This is a genomic window from Agrobacterium sp. rho-8.1 (genome assembly GCF_033957725.1).
Taxonomy (GTDB): Bacteria; Pseudomonadota; Alphaproteobacteria; order Rhizobiales; family Rhizobiaceae; genus Agrobacterium.
Genome location: NZ_CP192788.1, coordinates 2,870,745 through 2,890,330 on the forward strand (window position 1 = coordinate 2,870,745; position 19,586 = coordinate 2,890,330).

Sequence of the window (19,586 nt, forward strand, 5' to 3'; positions counted from 1 at the left end):
CTTATGCTTTGCCGATTTTGTCCTGGGTCTTCGTCTCGAAGTCAGACGCATCGTGGCGTTCGTGCAATTGTTCCGATAGATCGCCGGTTGCCTTGTTGACCATCCGACCGCGCTTTACCGCAGGACGTTCCGCGATCTCAGCCGCCCAACGCTGAAGATGCTTATAGCTTTTCACATCAAGGAAAACATCGGCCTTCGGATAAGATTGTCCACGGGCCAGATTGCCATACCATGGCCAGACGGCGATGTCCGCGATCGAATATTCCGAACCGGCCAGATACTGGTTCTCTGCCAGATGACGGTCCAGCACGTCAAGCTGTCGCTTGGCTTCCATCGCAAAACGGTCGATGGCATATTTGATGTGAAGTGGCGCGTAAGCGTAGAAGTGCCCGAAACCACCGCCTAGATAGGGGCCGGATGCCATTTGCCAGAACAGCCAATTGATCGCCTCGGTGCGGCCCTTGTGATCTGCCGGTAGAAACGCGCCGAATTTTTCTGCAAGATAAAGCAGAATGGCGCCGCTTTCGAAAACCCGCGTCGGCTCTGGCGCGGAATGGTCTACCAATGCCGGAATTTTGGAATTCGGGTTGGCCTTGACGAAATCCGATCCGAACTGGTCGCCATCGCTGATCTTGATCAGCCATGCGTCATATTCCGCACCCGTGTGGCCCGCTGCCAGCAGCTCTTCCAGCATGATGCCGACCTTCTGGCCGTTCGGCGTCGCCAGCGAATACAGCTGCAGCGGATGTTTGCCGACAGGCAATGCCTTGTCATGGGTCGGGCCGGCAATCGGGCGGTTGATATTGGCAAACTGACCACCATTGCCCTTTTCCCATTCCCAGACTTCGGCTGGTTCGTAACCGGCGGGAAAGTTATTTTCGGGGGATTTTTCGGTCATGAAAATCTGTCCTTGTTCAATTGGTAGAGCGCAAGCATTCAGCACTCAAAAGCAATATAGGGAGCAAAGCGCGTTTGCTCCACTGCATCATTGATGAGAAAAATTTAACCTTTGGCAATGGCGTGAAAAAACGTACCCGTAACCAGCCCACGCCGGCCACCGGACAGTCCAAGCGGCTTGCCTTGCCCGTCCGCAATCTCCGCAAAGGCCAGATCATGGCCTGGATCGATCACGCGCGCATAATGAAATTCGTGGCCGCGCAACACTTCACCGGCTCGCCCAAGCGGACCATCGGCGGTGATCTTCGCCTGCCGATACCCAAGGTTCATCTTGCGTTTGGAAAAGCTTGTCGCATGGGAAAGAAGCCCGGTCATCTTGTGCATCACACCGTCCGCATCTTCCAGCCCGGCACCCAGCACCATGTAACCACCGCATTCACCATGGACCGGCTTCATTTGTGAAAACCGGGCCAGCCCCGATTTGAAATTGTTGGCGGCAGCAAGCTGTCCCGCATAAAGCTCAGGATATCCACCCGGCAACCAGCAGACATCACACAATGCATCCGGGCCTTCATCAGTCAACGGGGAAAACGGCACGATTTCGGCACCCGCTTCCCGCCAGTGGCGCTGGAGATGCGGATAAAGAAAGGTGAAGGCGGCATCTTGCGCCAGCGCGATGCGCTGGCCGGGTGGATCAATCGCCGCATCAACCGATCCCTGCGGCACATCCACCGGGCGCGCCAATGCAAAAATTGCGTCAAGATCGATCGCTTTTTCCATTGCATCGGCAAGACGTTCGATATGCGCGTCGATTTCCGGATGTTCGCTGGCCTGCACCAGTCCCAGATGCCGCTCCGGCAAAACCAGCGAAGGATCGCGCATCACGCAACCGGCAACCGGCAGGCCGACCTTTTCGATTGCCTCTGCACACAACGTGCGGTGTCTCTCACTGCCTGCGCGGTTCAGCACCACGGCTGACATTGTGACGGCTGGATCGTAATGGGCAAAACCACGTGCCACGGCAGCAGCCGTCTGGGACTGGCCGGATATATCCAGCACCAGCAAACAGGGAATGCCGAACAAACGTGCCAGATCAGCCGCAGAGCCGGTTCGGTTGTCCGGCACCACAATGCCATCGAACAGTCCCATCGCACTCTCTATTAACACCAGTTCGGCATCACACGCCTGCTGCGCAAACAGATGCCGCAGCAAATCCGGCTGCATGGCCCAGCTATCGAGATTAAGGCCCGGCGTTCCCGCAGCGAAGGCATGAAACCCCGGATCGATATAATCCGGCCCGGTCTTGATACCGCGCACCTTGACGCCACGCCGTGCGAAAGCGCGCAACAGACCGATTGTGACGCTGGTCTTGCCGGAGCCGGAACGCGGCGCACCGATGATGATTGCTCGTGCCGTCATGGCTTAGCCTGTTTGAAAATAAGCGGTCTCGACATGCACACTGCCTGTTGTTTCCCGATGACGGACAAACCCGTAACCGCTATAGAAACACGATGGAAACGGATGGAAAAAATCTGCGTCGCGGCTGGACGACCGGTGCCTGCGCCACGGCGGCGGCAAAAGCTGCCTGCGCCGCATTGCTGACCGGTGACTTTCCATACCCTGTCGAGATCGAACTTCCAAGCGGCAAGCGTATCGGCTTTTCGTTGGCCACCCGGCAAAATGGTGACGGTTTTGCCCGCGCTGGCGTCATCAAGGATGCCGGTGACGACCCGGATGTGACCCACGGCGCATTGATTGAAAGCACCGTGCGGCCTGGAAAACCCGGTACCGGCATCACCTTCAAGGCGGGCAGGGGCGTCGGCACCGTCACCCGGCCCGGCCTGCCACTGGCCGTGGGTGAACCCGCCATAAACCCCGTGCCGCGCAAGATGATCGAGATGGCGATCCACGAAGTCGCGGGCGAAAACGCCGATTTCGAAGTGGAAATCTCTGTCGAGAACGGCGAAAAGATTGCCGAAAAAACCCTGAATGGCAGGCTTGGCATCCTCGGCGGCATTTCCATTCTCGGCACCACCGGCATCGTCATTCCGTTTTCCTGCTCAGCCTGGATTCATTCCATCTGGCGCGGCATCGACGTGGCGCGCGCCGAAGGCTTGCCCCATATTCTCGGTGCCACCGGCAACGCTTCGGAAAAAGCCGGACAGGCGCTTCATGGACTGCCGGAAACAGCCCTGATCGACATGGGTGATTTCATTGGAGGCATGCTGAAATACCTGCGCACGCACCCCGTCGAAAAATTGACGATCGCAGGCGGTGTCGCCAAGATGACCAAGCTGGCGCAGGGCATGCTGGACGTTCACTCCAAACGCGGCCTTGCCGATCTAGATGCGCTGGCGAAACTCGCGACAGACGCGGGCGGGGATGAGGCGCTGGCAGACTTGATCCGAAATGCCAACACGGTGGCGCATGCCTTCACCATGGCGGGCAGCGCGGGGATCGATCTCGGCAATATCGTCGCCGAGAATGCGTGGAAAACGGCTGCAGACGCGCTCAACGTGCCTGAGACGGTGCTAGAAATTCTGGTGTTCAACCGGGATGGAGATTTGAAAGGGCGCTTCGGCTTTGCGCCCTCCCATCACGTCTCGGCTTTTCCGTCCGGCGAACGGAACCGGCGCACATAATCCGTGCTGTAGAGCGCGCTCTCGCGAAAATCCTCTGAAACCAATCCTTTGCCAACGAAGATAAGCGCCGTGCGCTCCACCGGTTCCTCAGTAAGTTTGGCCTCTATGTCGCCCAACGTACCACGAATAATCCGTTCTTCCGGGCACGATGCCCGCACGACGATGGCAACCGGGCAATCGGCCCCATAAAGCGGCGTCAAATCCTCTACCACCTTGGCAATGGCGTGGATGGCCAGATGAATGGCCAGCGTCGCCCCCGTCGCACCGAATGCCTTCAGCGTCTCCCTCTCCGGCATTTTGGACGCACGGCCTGAGATACGCGTCAAAACAAGGCTTTGTGCCACCTCCGGCACCGTAAGCTCACGCCGCAACGTCGCAGCAGCAGCGGCAAACGAGGGAACGCCGGGCGTGACCGTATAATCCAGCCCCAGCCGATCCAGACGGCGGATTTGCTCGCCCATCGCACTCCAGACTGAGAGATCACCGGAATGTAGCCGTGCTACATCCTTTCCATCCCGGGCTGCCGTCACATATTCCGCCTCGATATCGTCAAGCGATAACGCTGCCGTATCGACGATGCGCGCACCATCAGGGCAATAACCCAGCAAGGCTTTCGGCACCAGCGATCCCGCATAGAGGCAGACTGGGCAGGCGGCGATCAGGTCGCGCCCACGCACCGTGATAAGATCAGCCGCACCCGGACCGGCACCGATAAAATGAACCGTCATTGTTCGTCTCCAGACGTGGCAATCGCCACCGTAATATCGCCGATCACCATACGCGGGGCGATAAGTCTTGAATGGGGTCCCAGAGCAGCAAGAGCCGATGCTTCGCTGAGGCTGCGAGAGCCCGAATGTTTCAGGCTCGTGGCCGATTGGGTTATCGTTCGAACACTCGCTTGTTCGAAATCCGCCTGCGCTACCACGACGAATGCCATACCGAGCCGCATCGCCGCCTCTAGCAAACCCGGCTCGTCAGCTTTGATGGGCGCAGTCGCGATAAAATCGATCTTCACATTATGGATCAGTGATGCCTCGTCCAGCGCGGCAATGATCATCTCTGCACTCGTTCCTCTGCGGCACCCGATCCCGGCAACAATCACGGCTTGACCCATGCCCATTGCGTGACCGGCATGGCCGGACGCCAGCCCTGCATGGAACCGACCAGTGACGCACGAGAAACCTCAAGCCGGATCAGAGAACCACCAAGTCGTGCCTGCGCCGCCAGCAACATGGCTTCCATTTCCAGCGTCACCGCATTGGCAACCAGCCGCCCGCCGGGTTTCAGCACTTTGATGGCACCGTCCAGCACACCATGCTCGCTGCCACCGCCACCGATAAAGATCGCATCCGGCGTCGGTAAACCCTCGAAAGCCTCCGGTGCCTGCCCGATAACCACCTCCAGCCCCGGCACGCCAAAGGCCTGCGCATTGCGCGTGGCGCGTTCAGCCCGTTCCGGGTGCTGCTCGATGCCAATGGCCCGCAGCGACGGATGCGCCAGCATCCACTCGATGCCGATAGAGCCGGAACCGGCCCCAATATCCCACAGCAACTCACCATGGCGCGGAGCTAGAGACGACAGCGTCACCGCACGGATTTCCCGTTTGGTCATCTGGCCGTCATGCTCGAACAATGCATCGTCCAGCCCCTGCGTATAGGCCAGAACACGCGCCGTTTCATCCGCAACAACATCGATTGCCACGACATTTAGCGGATCAACATCAGAAGCCGAAAATTCCGCCGCCTTGCCATGCCGGACATTTTCACGCGGTCCGCCCAAGGCCTCCAGCAGCCTGAAATCCGAGCGACCGAACCCGGCCTCGCACAAAAGTCGCGCCAAAAGGGCAGGTGCTTTTTCATCCGATGTCAGCACGATGAGCTTCGCGCCGGGCTGCAAATACGGGCGAATGAGATCAATCGAACGGCCATGTAGCGAAACGCATTCCGCATCCTGCAACGCCCAGCCAAGCCGTGATGCGGCAAGCGAAAAAGCCGATGGGGCAGGGTAGGACACGGTTTCCTCAGCAGCCACATGCCGAAACAAGGTCACACCGACACCGTAAAAAAACGGATCACCAGAGGCAAGCACACAAACCTTTCGGCCCCGCAGCGCCACGACATCGGCCACAGCGACATCGAAAGGCACCGGCCAGGACCGCGCCTCTCCCATGATCCCATCCGCGGCCAGCGCCAGATGCCGCTTGCCGCCAAACACGAAATCAGCGGCCTCAATAGCGCGCCGCGCATCATCACCCAGTCCACCAAGCCCATCTTCGCCAATACCAACGATGGAAAGCCATGGCTTTTTCGCCTTTTCAGTGGATGCGGCATCCATTCCGGCATATTCAGACGCCATGACACGCTCCATACTCATTCTCGGCGGCACGGCGGATGCCCGCATTCTGGCTGGAAAACTGGCTGAAGACTCCGGCTACCGTTTGTTGCTGTCCATGGCGGGCCGCACCCGCGACCCGGTTCCACAACCGGTGCCGATGCGAACCGGCGGCTTTGGCGGAGCAGGCGGACTGGCCACCTTTATCACCGAACACGCCTTCGATCTGCTGGTGGATGCCACCCACCCCTACGCGGCGCGCATCTCCGCAAACACCGTTCAGGCCGCAGAGATCGCGCATGTGCCGCTGGTGACGCTGGAACGTCCCGCTTGGGAAAAGCAGGCAGGTGATGACTGGCAAAGCGTTGAAGATGTAGAAAGCGCCGTCAGCGCTCTCGGGGCAGAGTACAAAAACGCCTTTCTCGCGCTGGGTCGTCAGGAGCTTTTGCCCTTCGAAGCCGCGCCGCAACACCATTATCTCATCCGCAGTGTCGACCCCGTGAAACCCCCGCTCGACGTTCCGCATGCGCGTTACATCACGGCGCGCGGACCCTTCACGGTTGAGGACGAAATCAACCTGCTGCGTGAAAACCGCATCGCGTTCATCGTTTCCAAGAATTCCGGTGGCACAGCGGCCTATGCGAAGATCGAAGCGGCGCGCCAGCTTGGCATCAGGGTGCTGATGATTGCGCGACCGGCGTTGGCCCGCAACCCAACGGTGCCAACTATAGACGCCGCGCTGGCCGCCATCCACCATCAGCTTTCCCTTTTGGAAGAGCGCGGCGAATAGACGATCGGCATCTGTCCGTCGCGTTCGATCAACCGTGTTTCCACCGAACCGACAATGACGCAAGTCGCCATATCCGCCATATCGCTGACCGCATCAGCAAGCGGCACAACACGCATACGCTCATCTGACCGCCCGGCAGCACGTCCGAATATAACCGGCACAGAGCCAGGAAGATGAGCGCGCAGCACATCGAACGCCGTTGCCAGCTGGTGGGGTCGCGCCTTGCTGACGGGATTATAGAACGCCATCACGAAACCGGCGTCAGCCGCCGCAATCAACCGCTTCTCGATCAGCGACCATGGTTTGAGATTGTCCGAAAGCGAAATGGCGCAGAAATCATGCCCCAGCGGCGCACCGGCGCGCGCGGCAACCGCCAGCATGGCCGTGACGCCAGGAACGACGCGAAAATCGATGTCGCGCCATTCCGCAGGGCCAGCTTCAATTGCCTCACACACCGCCGCCGCCATGGCGAAAACACCGGGATCGCCACCCGACACCACACAAACCTTGCCGCCGGCCGCTGCAATCGTCAGCGCAGCCTCAGCGCGGGAGATTTCCTCGCGATTGTCGGATGCATGGCGGCGTTGATGCGGCGCAAGCGAGAGGCGATCGAGATAGGGAATGTAGCCAAAAAAGTCTTCCGCCTCACGCACGGCATCCAGCGCTTCCGGCGTAATTTGCCCAAGATTACCGGGACCAAGCCCAACGACGGTGAGACGTCCGCTCATAAGGTCTCTCCACCCACCGGCCTGTCTTTCCAGCCCGGAACCAGCACCAGCGAGAAATATGGCGCGGGCGAACCATCATGCTCAACAAGCCGCATCGCGTGACCGTTTGCCATCGTGCCACGCTCCACATAAAGCGCGCTTTCGAGCTTGCCCGCCTTTTCCAGCGCGCGGCGAATTTTCGGCAGGTTGCGCCCGACCTTCATGATCACGGCACCATCCGTGCCGGACAAACGCTCGGTCAGCCTGTCTTCGCCGAGCGTACCGGGTAGGACACTCAAGATGTCATCACCCTGCACCAGCGGCAAACCGGCCATGGACCAGCAGCCGGACATGGCGGTAATCCCTGCCACGACCTCTGCCGGATAGGACGGTGCAAGCCGCAAATGCAGGTGCATGTAGGAACCGTAAAACAGCGGATCGCCCTCGGACAACACCGCAACATTGCGCCCGGCATCTAAGTGCACGGCAATATCTCTGGCAGACTGATCGAAAAATCCGGCAATCGCGCCGCGATAGTCATCGCCGTTTTTGTCGCTCTCCACCGTCACCGGATAGACCAGCGGCATTTCCAGCGTACCGGAGCGGATGAAGCTTTCGACAATGCCGCGTCCATTGCCTTTGCTGCCCTTCTTGCAGAAGAAAGCGACGACATCGGCGTTCTCGATGGCGCGCACCGCCTTCAGCGTCAAAAGTTCGGGGTCACCCGGTCCGGTACCGACACCGATCAGCTTTCCCTTCAATACCTTATGGGGTGCGGGATCAAACAGTGCAGCACTCATAGTCCGGGCCTCGCCACGGCATTCACCGCCGCTGCCGTCATCGCAGAACCGCCAAGGCGACCGTTGACGATGGCGTAGGGAATGCGCAGAGGGCTTTCCGCCAGCGCGTCTTTCGATTCCATCGCACCCACGAAACCGACCGGCATACCGATGATGGCGGCGGGACGCGGCGCACCACGCTCCAGCATTTCCAGGAGGTAAAACAAAGCTGTCGGCGCGTTCCCGATAGCGACCACCGCGCCATCCAATTTATCGCCCCAAAGATCAAGGGCTGCAGCAGAACGGGTATTGCCGATTGCCTTTGCCAGTTCCGGTGTTTGTGGATAGCGTAGCGTGCAAATCACTTCATTTCGGGCGGGTAGACGCGCCCGTGTCACGCCATGGGCCACCATTTCGGCGTCACATAAAACAGGCTTGCCCGCCTCGAGCGCACCGCGCGCAGCAGACACGAAATCCGGTGAAAACCGAAAATGCTGTGCGGCCTCGACAAGCCCACAGGCGTGGATCATGCGGATGGCAATCTCGGCCTGGTCGGGCGTGAAGGCAGACAGATCCGCCTCTTCCCGCACCATCGCGAAGGAGCGCTCGTAGATCGCGTTACCATCGCGAATATAGTCGTATTCAGTCATCGATCATCCTGTCGGAGCGCCGCAACGATCGTTTGCCTGCCAAGACGGGCAAGCAGGGCGCGGGCATTTTCTCCGGGCTTATGTTCTTTTTCATATAGTCGAGCAAGTCGCGAAAATGCGGCCTTCTGCTCTACGAGTGGCAAAACTACGTCTGGAATGTCACTAGCGCGGCCTGAATAGGTGAATGCCAGGCCTTCAACGCTGCCTGAAAAGGCAAGAAGCGCAGACGTCGGGTGGGCGCAACCCTTCCCGCATCCGGAAAGATGGAGCGTGAGAGACCCATCCAGCAAGCCGGCAATCTCGATGACGGCGTCTTCTGCCAGCGCCCGCGTGGCGATGAAGGCTGAAGCACAAGCCGGTTTCCCGGCACAGGCGGCAATTGCCGAACGTGGATCATCGGCAGTGGTGACGAAACCTGCGTCGTCGGCTCGGGCAAGGAGAGCTTGGCAGGCATCCTCTGTGCCGATGAAAAACAGTCCGTGTGCCGGACCAAACCTGATGAGTTTTATGCCAAGATCAGATGCTTGGCGGCAGAGAGCGGCAAGTGCTTCTGCTGATATCTGCCCAAAGGCTGGTGCCAGTGCTGCGGCGAAGCGGTTGTTTGTCAGTGGCGATATTGAAGGACGATGGATGTAGTCTACCAAGCGCATCAAACCAGACGGAGATGAAACCCGTGCCGGTGCCACATCGACAGCACGCTCAAGCAACCGCTCTCCACAAATCCGTCGAACCGTCTCAATCTCAAGATCACGCCCCCGCGCATCCGGTCCCCGTTCCGCCAGACAGGAAAGCAGCTCGATAACAACATCAACTGCATCATCCGCCCGCAGCAGACCGGCCTTCAAACCCTTGTCTTGCGCGCCACCCAGCATCAAAAGCCAGAAAATGCCATCATCAGGCCTGACCGCCTTCAGCCTGATATCTGCGAGCAGTTCACCCATCTGCACATGCCCGCCGCCATCAATGATCACGGACATTTTCGCCGCCAGACGATCATCAAGACCAAGCGTCGCAGCCGTTTCAGATATCCGGCTCACAATGTCGCGCGTATCGGCAACTGCCGTCTCATCCATGCCCGCAAGCGGCGACGTTTCCACCGCCAACCCTTGCCGCAGCGGCAGGCCAAGCCCCAGAACATCGACCTCCAGCGCCACAGCACTTCCCTCCGTCAGGCCGCGAAACTGCAAACCGCCGCGTGCAGTAATATCGACCAACCCATTGCCGTGGCGAGTGGCGAGAGCGCACAGGCTCCCCAAATCCGTAGGCGAAATCGCACTCGCAAACGCCACACGAGACAGCAATCCATCCCCAGTCTGCATGGGCGCAGACAAAGCAGGGCACACGCCACGGCGCTTAAAAGGTTGGACGTCCACAGGGCGGGCGCTCATGCCTTTACCCTCGCCTGTTTCGGTGCGATCAGCATTTCCAGTTCGGCGTCCACCGCATTGCGGCGACTGTGCCAAAGGCCGCGACGACGAGCGGAGAGAAACCGTTGCGCCATCACCTCCGCTGCCTGCGGGTTTTCCCGCAAAATGAAGTCGCGCACCTCTTCATCGCCGAAATAGGCATCGTAGAGCGCTTCTATCAGGGACGATGACACCGCATGGGTCGTCTCGGCAAAACCGATGAGACGATCGACCGTCTCGGCAAATTCAGAGGCACCACGCGGCCCATGCCGCATCTGCCCGGCAATGAAGCGTGGATTAATGGCACGGGCGCGCACCACACGCGTAATGGCCTGGGCAATGGAGCGAGCCCTAGGCCGTGCCGGATCGGTCGTATCCAGCGCCACCACATCCGCCGATTGGCCAAGCGCTGCCTTGGCTGCTGCAAAACCGCCGATGAAGGCAACGTCCGAGGATCCATCCAGCAGGTCACGCCCCGGATCATCTCCTGTATGAACCAGCAGGTCGGCTTTCTCTACCTGTGCGGCAAAACCGACGTCAGTGAACACGCCAAGACCATCCGCCCCGCCAAAGGCATGGCTTGCGGCATCGAGATAGATTTGGCCAAGCTCTTCCCGATCATCCCAACGGCCATTGGCCAGCTTTTCTTCGATGCCCGCACCATAAGTGCCGGGCGCGGAGCCAAAGATCCGCGCGGGAATATGGCCGAGACCGGCGGCCTCTTCTCCCAAGGGATTATCGCCAGGCGATTCCTCGCGCCGTGCAATCGCCCTTGCCGCAGCGTCGAGCAAAGCGATCAGCGCCGGAAACATATCGCGGAACAGGCCGGAAATGCGAAATGTCACATCCACGCGGGGACGTCCCAGCACGGCCGGAGGCAACACTTCGATGCCAGTGACGCGACCCGTAGCCTGATCGTAGATCGGCCGCGCACCCATCAGATGCAGCGCGTGGCCCACATCTTCGCCGCCATTGCGCAGGGATGCCGAGCCCCAGAGATCGAACACGATATGCTTAGGCCAATCACCATGGCTTTGCAGATGATGCCGCAGCACCTCTTCGCCCGCCATCCGGCCAAGCTCGAAAGCGGTTGGGGTCGGCATGGTGCGCGGGTCGGCAGCGTAGAGATTGCGGCCTGTCGGCAGCACATCCAGTCGTCCGCGCGCCGGCGCGCCGGAAGGGCCGGGCGTGATGTGCTGCCCATCTAGCGCTGCCAGCAACGCCGCTTTTTCTGCCTTGGCACTGTCTCGCCTGAGGACATCAGGCTCATCATCCACACAGCGGCCAAACACATGCTGGCCATCCTTGATGGCGAAATCTTTGAGGTCGCAGAGAAACGCATCGATCCGCGACAAAGCCGTATCGGCATCGTCCTGCGTGCCGACACCGGCATCTCCGGCAAGCCCGGTTTCTTGAGCCTTTTCGACAATCAGTTTCGCCAGCCTGTCACGGCGGCGGCGGTCCAGCCCATCGGCCTGCGCATATTCATCGACAAGCTGTTCCAGCGCCATCTGTTCGCTCGTAAGCCCGGCATTCACCAGCACTGGCGGAATATGGCCGATGGTCACCGCAGCAATACGACGCTTGGCGACCGCGGCTTCGCCGGGATTTGAAACGATAAACGGATAGATCACCGGCAGCGCACCAGTGACGATTTCCGGGAAGCAGGCTTGCGAGAGAGCCACCGTCTTGCCCGGCAACCATTCCAGCGTGCCATGCGCGCCGACATGGATGATCGCATGCGCATCGAGGCTATGGCGCATCCATGCGCCGAAAGCGACAAGCGCATGCCGGGGTGGCAGGGCAGGGTCGTGATAATCCACCCGCCGGTCTTCGGTGCGGCCACGATCCGGTGCCAACGCAACCGTTACGGAACCGAACCGAGCCGCACGAAAGTGAAATGTGTCGTTAGCGACGGCATCGTCCTTGTCCGCATCACCCCAGGTATCATCCAGTGCCTGATTAGCGGCTTGCGGCAAGGCATGACGAGACGTCGAATATTCAGCAAGTCCGAAACTGGCTGACCCGCGCTCGACGCAATCAAGCAATGCCCGTGCCGTGTCAGGAATATTGTCCACCGCATAACCGGCTTCGCGCAGATCGTGCAAAATCTCCAGCACGCTTTGCGGCACGTCGAGGCCGACAGCGTAACCTGTGCGTCCCGGTGCCGCACCGGGATAATCCGGCATCAGAATGACAATTCGCCGCTGCGATGCTGCAGTCTCTTTCAGCCGCAGAAACGCGGAGATACGATCCGCAACCTGTTCGACGCGATCCGGCTCGGAGCAATGAACGAGGCCGCGTCCGCCTTGCGGGTCAGGCTGCTTGAAAGAAATGGCACCGGCCAGAATCCGGCCATCCAGTTCCGGCAGCACCACATGCATGGCAAGATCGGATGGGTTGAGACCGCGCATGCTTTCTGCCCAGCCATCCCACCGCGTGGTGGCCATGATGACCTGAAACGTCGCCACACCCAGCCGGTCGAACAGGCTATGGCCGTCTCCATCGGCGTGGCTGGCGAAAGCCGTCGCCGCAATCATCGCCGCCGGTTTCAGTGGCGCGAGTGTTTCCTCCAGAAACCGGATCGCTTCCGCATCCTTCAGACCGCCGACGAAGACTGGAAGTGGCGCGAAGCGACGCTTGCGCAACGTGCCATAGAGCGCGTCGATGGGAGCGACATCAGCGGCCATCAGCATGGAACGATAGAACAGGATCGGCAGCAGGAGCGCGTCGTCTGAAAACCCGTTTAGCGCTTCGGATAGATCGACAACGCCCTCGTCGGGTCGGTAGAAACCGGATTTCGGCAGGGGTTCTGCTTCGATATCTGGCCAGGCATCACCTCGCGCAAAAGCTGCAAGTCCTTTCGCCACACGGCCCATATTCTCCGGCCCGCCCTGCCGAAAGAAAGACAGGATTTTGGACTGGGTCGGCAGGTCGACCGTTGACGCAGCTTCCAGTTTCTCGTCGCGCTCGCTGCATTCGCCCGGCAGAAGCACCAGCTTGATGCCGCGTCGTCGCGCCATTCTGGACAACTCATCGACGCCATAACGCCAGCGGTCGGCACCGCCAAGAATCCGGATAAGGATCAGCTTTGCATGTTCCGCAGTCTTTTCGATCCACAGATCAACCGACATGGGGTGCCGCAGTTCGAAAAGATTTGCGGACACGAATGAAACAGAACCATCCGTGCTCCGCTGCCACCCACGCTCCAGGCCGCCCAGATCGCTCGCCGAAAAGGACATCACCACCACATCAACCTCGCCTTGGTCGAGATCAACCGGCTCTATCAGATCGTCCAGAGACGAAGATGTGGTGGCGAGGATGTGCATGGATCAGGCAGCCAGCATCCGCTCGATTTTTGCGCGGTCGAGACCCTTTTCACCGATCACTACGAGACGGCTGCGACGCACCTCACCGGCGGCCCAGGGACGGTCGAAATAATGATTGACGCGTGAGCCGACCGCCTGCACCTGCAACCGCATCGGCTTGGCCGATACGTCCACGAAACCCTTGATGCGCAACACGTTTTCAGAGGCCGCTGTTTCGGAAATGCGCGCGGCCAGCGCATCGGCATCCGTTACCGCGTCCAGCTCCACGACGAAGCTGTCGAACTCGTCATGATCATGATCTTCTTCATCGTCGTGATGGGTGTGGCGATTTTCGATATGCTCTTCCACCGCAAGGCCAAGACCGATCAGCACGGCCGGATCGATTACGCCATTGGCGGCCACGATGATCTTGGCGGCCTTGGGAAGATGCGCGTTGATATGCGCCTTCGCCCGCTCCAACCCTGCGGCATCGAGCAGATCGCCCTTGGTCAGGACGATCAGATCGGCGCAGGCAATCTGGTCCTCAAACACCTCTTCGACAGGATCGTCGTGATCCAGCGCTTCGTCATTCTGGCGCTGAGCAGCGAGTGCTTCCAGATCATGCGATACCATGCCGTCTGCCAAGGCGGCACCATCGGCCACGGCCACGACCGCATCAACCGTCACCCGGCTTTTGATCGCTGGCCACTGGAAAGCCTGCACCAGCGGTTTAGGCAGCGCGAGGCCTGACGTTTCGATCAGAATATGCTCGACGCGTGGCTCGCGGCTCAGGATCTGCTCGATGGCGGGCTGAAAATCATCCGCTACCGTGCAGCAGATGCAGCCATTGGCCAGCTCCACGATGTTTTCTTCCGGGCAGCTTTCAATGCCGCAACCCTTGAGGATTTCACCATCAATACCGACATCGCCGAATTCATTGACGATGATGGCGAGACGCTTGCCATCGAGCTTTTCCAGAAGGCCACGCAGCAAGGTGGTTTTTCCAGCGCCCAGAAAGCCGGTGATAATGGTGCAGGGAACGCGGTTGAGCGTGGTCATGATGTCTCCTCGGTAAAATGCAAAGGGGGAATGCGGGCAACAAGGCCGCGCTTCAAACTATCGGGCCGCCCGCGCCATGGCATCAAGCCATCACTTGCCTGAGATAGAAGCCGCGCGCCAACCACCAGATCGGCCGCATCGTCTTCACCGAGCGATCCGAACATATAGGACCAGCCATCGGCGCTACGCATCGCGGCACTCAGGCCGCGCTTGCAATTGGCAAGGCAATTGACGCTGCGGATATCGACACCCTCTGACCGCCCCAGATCAATGGCCGCCTGCGCAAGTGTTGCGCCGGGACGCGGGTCAGCATTCGGATCCGCTTCGGACCGGCAGCTACGGCACACGTAAACAACGACGCCGGGCGCGGTGTCGCGATCTGCTTTGTCATTCACGCTGGGCGATGTCGATCTGATATCCAAGAGTATAATTTCCGCGCCTTCAACATGGTCCTGGGGTGCGGATATCGAAAAACAGCATGCGACGACACGCACAGCCATTGTTCAAACAACCGACTGACCAGAGCACCCCGCCCGGCAGACGTTTTTCCTGAAACGGCAGGTCTCCTGGCTCGCGGCTTGAACGCCTTTGCGCCGCCTTCCCGGACTTTTGATGTCCAGTGGCTTTCCGGCGCGGGCTCACCGCTTACAGTTGCGGGGGCAGCCACGGATTGGTTCGCATTGCAAACTGAACCGTGTTCCCTCTTAGCTTTTCCCGTTGCCGGAAAAAGACCGTCAGACCCTAACCCTTAGGCCCTACGATGCTTGAGTGTCAATGCCAGGCATCATTGCTCACGCATGCGTTTTGGCTATAGTCGCCGCTTCGAAAAGCAAGATACCCGGAAGGATGAACCGCCATGACCCGTGACATCAGCGACAGCGAAGCCGAACGTCATCGGACCAAAATGGTCAATCGCAAGGTGGTGCAGGACGCTGAAGTCTCGGAGAAGACCATCGAAAAAGGCCTGCTGATGATCAACACCGGCGCCGGGAAGGGCAAGTCCACCGCCGCTTTCGGGCTGGCGCTTCGCATGCTCGGCACCGGCAGACGTGTCGGCATCGTCCAGTTCATCAAGGGCGCATGGTCAACCGGCGAGCAGGGCGCTTTGGCCCTGTTCGGAGATCGCGTCGCATGGCGGACCATGGGCGAAGGTTTCACGTGGGACACTCAGGATCTGAAACGCGACGTCGCTGCCGCATCTAAGGCCTGGGAGGAAGCCAAGGTTCTGATGGCTGATGAGACCATCGGTCTTGTGGTGCTGGATGAACTGAATATCGCGCTGCGTTACGATTATTTGCCGCTGGAGGAGGTCGTGGAGACCCTGAAGAACCGTCGCCCCGGTCTGCACGTCATCGTCACCGGTCGCAACGCCAAACAGCTGCTCATCGATACCGCCGATATGGTCACGGAAATGACGCTGGTGAAACATCACTTCAAGGCGGGCGTCAAAGCGCAATCCGGCATAGAGTTCTAATTCATGGCAGCGCGCGTCTTGATGTTTCAGGGAACCGGCTCGGATGTCGGCAAGTCGCTTATGGTGGCGGGTCTGGCCCGCGCATTCGTGCGTCGCGGCCTGTCCGTCATGCCTTTCAAACCGCAAAACATGTCCAACAATGCCGCCGTGACCGCCGATGGCGGTGAAATCGGTCGAGCGCAGGCCTTGCAGGCGCGTGCCGCAGGCGTTCCGCTTTCCGTCCACATGAACCCGGTGCTGCTGAAGCCACAGAGCGAAACCGGCGCGCAGATTGTGGTGCAGGGCAAGGTCATCGGCAATGCCAAAGCGGCGGATTATCAGCATATGAAAGCGGGGCTGATGCCGCAGGTGCTGGAGAGTTTCGAGCATCTGAAATCACAAGCCGACCTCGTTCTGGTCGAGGGTGCGGGCAGCGCATCGGAGGTTAATCTTCGCGCCAATGACATCGCCAATATGGGCTTTGCCCGCGCAGCCAATGTTCCGGTAATCCTGATCGGCGATATAGACCGGGGCGGCGTCATTGCCAGCCTTGTCGGCACAAAAACGGTTCTGGAACCGGACGACGCAGCGATGATCATGGGCTTCATCGTCAACCGCTTCAGAGGCGATCCGACCCTGTTCGATGAGGGCATGCGTCTCATCGCTGACAAAACCGGCTGGAATCCGATTGGCCTTCTGCCGCATTTTGCCGATGCCAGCCGCCTGCCCGCCGAAGACGCGCTGGGTCTAACAGCACCAGGACAGCACAAACCCGGTGCGAAAATTCGCATCGCCGTGCCCATCCTGCCGCATATCTCCAACTTCGATGATCTTGATCCCCTGGAAGCGGAGCCGGATGTGGAGCTTTTGCGCATACGACCCGGTCAGGCCATTCCGGGCGATGCCAAGTTGGTTCTGCTCTGCGGTTCCAAATCTACCATCGCCGATCTGACCACGTTGAAAAATGCCGGTTTCGATACCGATATCAAGGCACATCTGCGCCGGGGCGGCCGTGTTCTGGGTCTTTGCGGTGGTTATCAGATGCTCGGCAAAACCGTGGCGGACCCGGATGGCATCGAAGGCGCGCCGATGACGGTTGAAGGATTGGGACTGCTGAATGTCGATACCGTCCTGACCGACGATAAACGGCTGGTTTCGGTCACAGGCAGAAGTTTCGACGGAATATCTTTCTCCGGCTATGAAATGCATGTCGGCGCGACCGAGGGGAAAGATGCAGCTCGCCCGTTTTCCGCCATCGGCAACCACCGCGAAGGCGCGATCTCGGCAGATGGCCGCGTGTTCGGCACCTACGTCCACGGCCTGTTTGCCGATGATAGCCAACGCAGTGCGTGGCTGGAGAGGCTGGGCGGCCATCATTCAGCCCTGAATTATGAAGCACAGGTGGATGACGTGCTGGACCGGCTGGCAGACCATATGGAACGCCATCTCGATCTCGACGCGCTGCTGGCTATAGCGCGATGACGAGCGGAAGCGCGCCGAACAGGCCAATCAGCATAGCGTCTGCAATGCGTGCCAGTTTCAACGCTTGACGAACATCGGCAGCGGTCAAATCCCTCCGCCCGCCTTCGCCCATAAAACGCGCTTCGATCATCCGCCCTCCGTAAGAGCGTGGACCTGCCAGCGCAAAACCAAGCGCCCCAGCCATCGCCGCTTCCGGCCACCCGGCATTGGGCGAGCTATGATGACTGGCATCCCGGAAAATGGCGCGCAAACCCGCCTGTGGCGAAGCGCCCTTCACGAAAAAAGCGGCCGTGACGAACAGAAAACCGGTGAGGCGAGAGGCGGGCAGATTGACCAGATCATCAAGCCGCGCCGATGCCCAACCGAATGCCTCATGGCGTGGCGAGCGGTGGCCGATCATACTATCTGCCGTGTTGATGGCCTTGTAACCGGCACCTCCGGCCAAGCCCAAGAACCCAAGCCAAAGCGACGGCGCGACGATGCCATCGGAAAAGTTCTCCGCCAGACTTTCAATCGCCGCGCGGCACACGGCCGCCTCGTCCAGATTTTCAGGATCACGCCCGACGATCATCGAAACCGCCTTCCGGCCACCCTCGATACCATCACGCTCCAAAGCCGAGGCCACAGCGGCGACATGCTGCTCCAGACTTTTTTGTGCTGGAAGCGATGCACCCAACACGGCCGCAAAAAACAGGCCGAAAGGCAGAGCCAGAAGAATGGATTGCGACATCACTGCAAGAAGCACGGTCAAACCGAGGAAAACAACCAGCGCCACCACGCCAATGGCCTTGCGGCGCAAAAATGTGTCGCCTTCCCGGTTCCATTTTCTATCGAGGAGCGCGATAAGCGAACCTATCCATGTCACGGGATGACCGATGCGCTGGAACAGCCAGTCGGGATAACCGACAAGGCGTTCGATCAGCAGCGACAGGAAAGCGAGAGCGAAGAACATGGGCGACAGGATACCAGAAAAGACGCAACCGGCGATCCGCCATGGTGGCAATCTGGGTCAGGCGCGTCTCTTTTTTCCACAAGCGCCCGAACCCTGGATCGATCTTTCGACCGGGATCAATCCGCACTCCTACCCGCATTCGCCTGTTCCCGCCAGCGCCTTTGCCCGCCTGCCGGAACCGCGCGCCGTGGAAACGCTGAAAGACATCGCCGCAACCGCCTTCAGCGCGCCTTCCTCCGCACACATCGCCGCATCGCCAGGCACGCAAATGTTGATGCCACTGCTCGCGCAGATCGCCGTTCGACGCGGTGCGAAAACCTGTGGCGTGTTGTCGCCCGCCTACGCCGAACACGCCCGCACTGCGCGTATCGCCGGACTACCTGTTACCGAAGTCTCTGACGTCACTGATCTCGACGCCTTCGATTACGCCATCGTCATCAACCCCAACAATCCCGATGGAAGGGTCACAGATCGCGATACCTTGCTGTCGCTGGCAGACACCATGCACGACAAAGGCGGCCTGCTGGTTGTGGACGAGGCCTTCGTTGAAACCGGCTATGGCGAAAGCATCGCAGACGCCTGCCACTCAGAAAGCCGCATCGTGCTGCGCTCCTTCGGAAAATTCTACGGCATGGCAGGCATCCGCCTCGGTTTCGCGATTACTCACCCCGATATCACCGCAGACCTAGAATCGCGCCTTGGCCCCTGGGCGATTTCCGGCCCAGCCCTGCACATCGCAACGGAGGCGCTGGCGGACAAGATGTGGAGTGATGCAATGAGACTCCGGCTAAGGGAAGAGGCGGAGCGTTTGAACGGGCTATTGAAGAATACCGGCTTGGCGATCGCAGGCGGCACGTCGCTGTTCACGTTGGTCAGGGACAAACGGGTGATGCCATTATTTGACCACCTCGCAAAGAACGGCATTCTCACCCGCATTTTCGACGAAAGGCCTGATGATCTGCGTTTCGGTCTGCCGGGTAATGAAATGGAGTGGAGACGACTGGAAATGGCATTGGCGAACTTCAACGACTGAATCCGACCCGGCCACAGTCGTCACCCTCGAGCTTGAACCGAGGATCTAACCACGTTTGATGCCGGCGGCTCTTTAGATCCTCGGGTCAAGCCCGAGG

At 59.7% G+C, this 19,586-nt stretch carries 18 protein-coding genes and 1 riboswitch; of the genes, 5 read left to right on the plus strand and 13 right to left on the minus strand.

The window, feature by feature from the left end:
• Position 1 precedes the first annotated feature (1 nt).
• Positions 2-898: a glutathione-dependent disulfide-bond oxidoreductase gene (gene yghU, locus RMR21_RS13995; protein ID WP_498668581.1), complete on the minus strand. Its 897-nt coding sequence runs from the start codon at positions 896-898 to the stop codon at positions 2-4.
• A gap of 104 nt (positions 899-1,002) precedes the next feature.
• Positions 1,003-2,316 (minus strand): cobyrinic acid a,c-diamide synthase CobB, encoded by a 1,314-nt coding sequence (locus RMR21_RS14000; protein WP_498668582.1) that lies wholly within the window; start codon positions 2,314-2,316, stop codon positions 1,003-1,005.
• Positions 2,317-2,408: 92 nt separating this feature from the next.
• On the opposite strand from RMR21_RS14000, the gene RMR21_RS14005 reads away from it, so the two are divergent.
• A complete protein-coding gene (locus RMR21_RS14005) occupies positions 2,409-3,539 on the plus strand; it encodes a cobalt-precorrin-5B (C(1))-methyltransferase (RefSeq protein WP_498668583.1) in 1,131 nt (376 codons plus the stop codon).
• Here the strand turns inward: RMR21_RS14005 and cobM are convergent.
• Genes cobM through cbiE form a run of 3 tightly spaced genes read right to left on the minus strand, consistent with a single transcriptional unit; the run spans position 3,494 to position 5,894 of the window.
• Complete coding sequence (cobM, locus tag RMR21_RS14010) at positions 3,494-4,267, minus strand: precorrin-4 C(11)-methyltransferase (protein WP_498668584.1); 774 nt, start codon at positions 4,265-4,267, stop codon at positions 3,494-3,496. The genes RMR21_RS14005 and cobM overlap by 46 nt on opposite strands.
• Positions 4,264-4,596: a cobalamin biosynthesis protein gene (locus tag RMR21_RS14015; protein WP_498668585.1), complete on the minus strand. Its 333-nt coding sequence runs from the start codon at positions 4,594-4,596 to the stop codon at positions 4,264-4,266. The genes cobM and RMR21_RS14015 overlap by 4 nt, the downstream gene beginning before the upstream one ends.
• Before the next feature lie 41 nt (positions 4,597-4,637).
• Positions 4,638-5,894 carry a precorrin-6y C5,15-methyltransferase (decarboxylating) subunit CbiE gene (gene cbiE / locus RMR21_RS14020; RefSeq protein WP_498668586.1) on the minus strand — a complete coding sequence of 419 codons (1,257 nt, stop codon included), beginning with the start codon at positions 5,892-5,894 and terminating at the stop codon, positions 4,638-4,640.
• On the opposite strand from cbiE, the gene RMR21_RS14025 reads away from it, so the two are divergent.
• Positions 5,893-6,660, plus strand: a complete 768-nt coding sequence (locus RMR21_RS14025; protein WP_498668587.1) for a cobalt-precorrin-6A reductase — start codon at positions 5,893-5,895, stop codon at positions 6,658-6,660. The genes cbiE and RMR21_RS14025 overlap by 2 nt on opposite strands.
• Here the strand turns inward: RMR21_RS14025 and RMR21_RS14030 are convergent.
• From RMR21_RS14030 to RMR21_RS14060, 7 genes are read right to left on the minus strand one after another with little or no spacing between them, the layout of a single operon-like run.
• A complete protein-coding gene (locus RMR21_RS14030; RefSeq protein ID WP_498668588.1) occupies positions 6,627-7,388 on the minus strand; it encodes a precorrin-3B C(17)-methyltransferase in 762 nt (253 codons plus the stop codon). The two genes, RMR21_RS14025 and RMR21_RS14030, sit on opposite strands and share 34 nt — an antisense overlap.
• The gene (locus RMR21_RS14035; protein ID WP_498668589.1) at positions 7,385-8,167 is read right to left on the minus strand and encodes a precorrin-2 C(20)-methyltransferase; all 783 of its coding nucleotides are present in this window, start codon (positions 8,165-8,167) and stop codon (positions 7,385-7,387) included. Before RMR21_RS14035 ends, RMR21_RS14030 begins: the two co-directional genes overlap by 4 nt.
• On the minus strand, positions 8,164-8,796 hold the full coding sequence (locus tag RMR21_RS14040; protein WP_498668590.1) for a precorrin-8X methylmutase: 633 nt from the start codon (positions 8,794-8,796) through the stop codon (positions 8,164-8,166). The genes RMR21_RS14035 and RMR21_RS14040 overlap by 4 nt, the downstream gene beginning before the upstream one ends.
• Positions 8,793-10,184 carry a precorrin-3B synthase gene (gene cobG, locus RMR21_RS14045; protein WP_498668591.1) on the minus strand — a complete coding sequence of 464 codons (1,392 nt, stop codon included), beginning with the start codon at positions 10,182-10,184 and terminating at the stop codon, positions 8,793-8,795. The genes RMR21_RS14040 and cobG overlap by 4 nt, the downstream gene beginning before the upstream one ends.
• Positions 10,181-13,531 (minus strand): cobaltochelatase subunit CobN, encoded by a 3,351-nt coding sequence (gene cobN, locus RMR21_RS14050; protein ID WP_498668592.1) that lies wholly within the window; start codon positions 13,529-13,531, stop codon positions 10,181-10,183. The genes cobG and cobN overlap by 4 nt, the downstream gene beginning before the upstream one ends.
• 3 nt (positions 13,532-13,534) lie before the next feature.
• On the minus strand, positions 13,535-14,572 hold the full coding sequence (gene cobW, locus RMR21_RS14055; RefSeq protein WP_498670177.1) for a cobalamin biosynthesis protein CobW: 1,038 nt from the start codon (positions 14,570-14,572) through the stop codon (positions 13,535-13,537).
• Positions 14,566-14,991 (minus strand): DUF1636 family protein, encoded by a 426-nt coding sequence (locus RMR21_RS14060; RefSeq protein ID WP_498668593.1) that lies wholly within the window; start codon positions 14,989-14,991, stop codon positions 14,566-14,568. The genes cobW and RMR21_RS14060 overlap by 7 nt, the downstream gene beginning before the upstream one ends.
• 117 nt (positions 14,992-15,108) lie before the next feature.
• Positions 15,109-15,317, minus strand: a riboswitch (cobalamin riboswitch).
• Positions 15,318-15,425: 108 nt separating this feature from the next.
• On the opposite strand from RMR21_RS14060, the gene cobO reads away from it, so the two are divergent.
• Both cobO and RMR21_RS14070 read left to right on the plus strand, forming a co-directional pair.
• The gene (gene cobO, locus RMR21_RS14065; protein ID WP_498668594.1) at positions 15,426-16,043 is read left to right on the plus strand and encodes a cob(I)yrinic acid a,c-diamide adenosyltransferase; all 618 of its coding nucleotides are present in this window, start codon (positions 15,426-15,428) and stop codon (positions 16,041-16,043) included.
• A gap of 3 nt (positions 16,044-16,046) precedes the next feature.
• Entirely contained in the window at positions 16,047-17,504 is a 1,458-nt protein-coding gene (locus tag RMR21_RS14070; RefSeq protein WP_498668595.1) for a cobyric acid synthase, read from the plus strand.
• Here the strand turns inward: RMR21_RS14070 and cbiB are convergent.
• The gene (cbiB, locus tag RMR21_RS14075) at positions 17,491-18,456 is read right to left on the minus strand and encodes an adenosylcobinamide-phosphate synthase CbiB (protein ID WP_498668596.1); all 966 of its coding nucleotides are present in this window, start codon (positions 18,454-18,456) and stop codon (positions 17,491-17,493) included. The two genes, RMR21_RS14070 and cbiB, sit on opposite strands and share 14 nt — an antisense overlap.
• Here cbiB and cobD point away from each other — a divergent pair.
• Positions 18,455-19,489 carry a threonine-phosphate decarboxylase CobD gene (gene cobD / locus RMR21_RS14080; protein WP_498668597.1) on the plus strand — a complete coding sequence of 345 codons (1,035 nt, stop codon included), beginning with the start codon at positions 18,455-18,457 and terminating at the stop codon, positions 19,487-19,489. The two genes, cbiB and cobD, sit on opposite strands and share 2 nt — an antisense overlap.
• The last annotated feature ends 97 nt before the right edge of the window (positions 19,490-19,586 follow it).

Coding starts and splice junctions, on each gene's coding strand:
- RMR21_RS14035 (WP_498668589.1), bottom strand. CDS start 8,167: ATGAGTGCTGCACTGTTTGATCCCGCACCCCATAAGGTATTGAAGGGA.
- RMR21_RS14000 (WP_498668582.1), bottom strand. CDS start 2,316: ATGACGGCACGAGCAATCATCATCGGTGCGCCGCGTTCCGGCTCCGGC.
- RMR21_RS14030 (WP_498668588.1), bottom strand. CDS start 7,388: ATGAGCGGACGTCTCACCGTCGTTGGGCTTGGTCCCGGTAATCTTGGG.
- cobM (WP_498668584.1), bottom strand. CDS start 4,267: ATGACGGTTCATTTTATCGGTGCCGGTCCGGGTGCGGCTGATCTTATC.
- cobG (WP_498668591.1), bottom strand. CDS start 10,184: ATGAGCGCCCGCCCTGTGGACGTCCAACCTTTTAAGCGCCGTGGCGTG.
- cobD (WP_498668597.1), top strand. CDS start 18,455: ATGGGCGACAGGATACCAGAAAAGACGCAACCGGCGATCCGCCATGGT.
- RMR21_RS14070 (WP_498668595.1), top strand. CDS start 16,047: ATGGCAGCGCGCGTCTTGATGTTTCAGGGAACCGGCTCGGATGTCGGC.
- cobO (WP_498668594.1), top strand. CDS start 15,426: ATGACCCGTGACATCAGCGACAGCGAAGCCGAACGTCATCGGACCAAA.
- RMR21_RS14025 (WP_498668587.1), top strand. CDS start 5,893: ATGACACGCTCCATACTCATTCTCGGCGGCACGGCGGATGCCCGCATT.
- RMR21_RS14015 (WP_498668585.1), bottom strand. CDS start 4,596: ATGATCATTGCCGCGCTGGACGAGGCATCACTGATCCATAATGTGAAG.
- cbiE (WP_498668586.1), bottom strand. CDS start 5,894: ATGGCGTCTGAATATGCCGGAATGGATGCCGCATCCACTGAAAAGGCG.
- cbiB (WP_498668596.1), bottom strand. CDS start 18,456: ATGTTCTTCGCTCTCGCTTTCCTGTCGCTGCTGATCGAACGCCTTGTC.
- RMR21_RS14040 (WP_498668590.1), bottom strand. CDS start 8,796: ATGACTGAATACGACTATATTCGCGATGGTAACGCGATCTACGAGCGC.
- cobN (WP_498668592.1), bottom strand. CDS start 13,531: ATGCACATCCTCGCCACCACATCTTCGTCTCTGGACGATCTGATAGAG.
- yghU (WP_498668581.1), bottom strand. CDS start 898: ATGACCGAAAAATCCCCCGAAAATAACTTTCCCGCCGGTTACGAACCA.
- RMR21_RS14005 (WP_498668583.1), top strand. CDS start 2,409: ATGGAAACGGATGGAAAAAATCTGCGTCGCGGCTGGACGACCGGTGCC.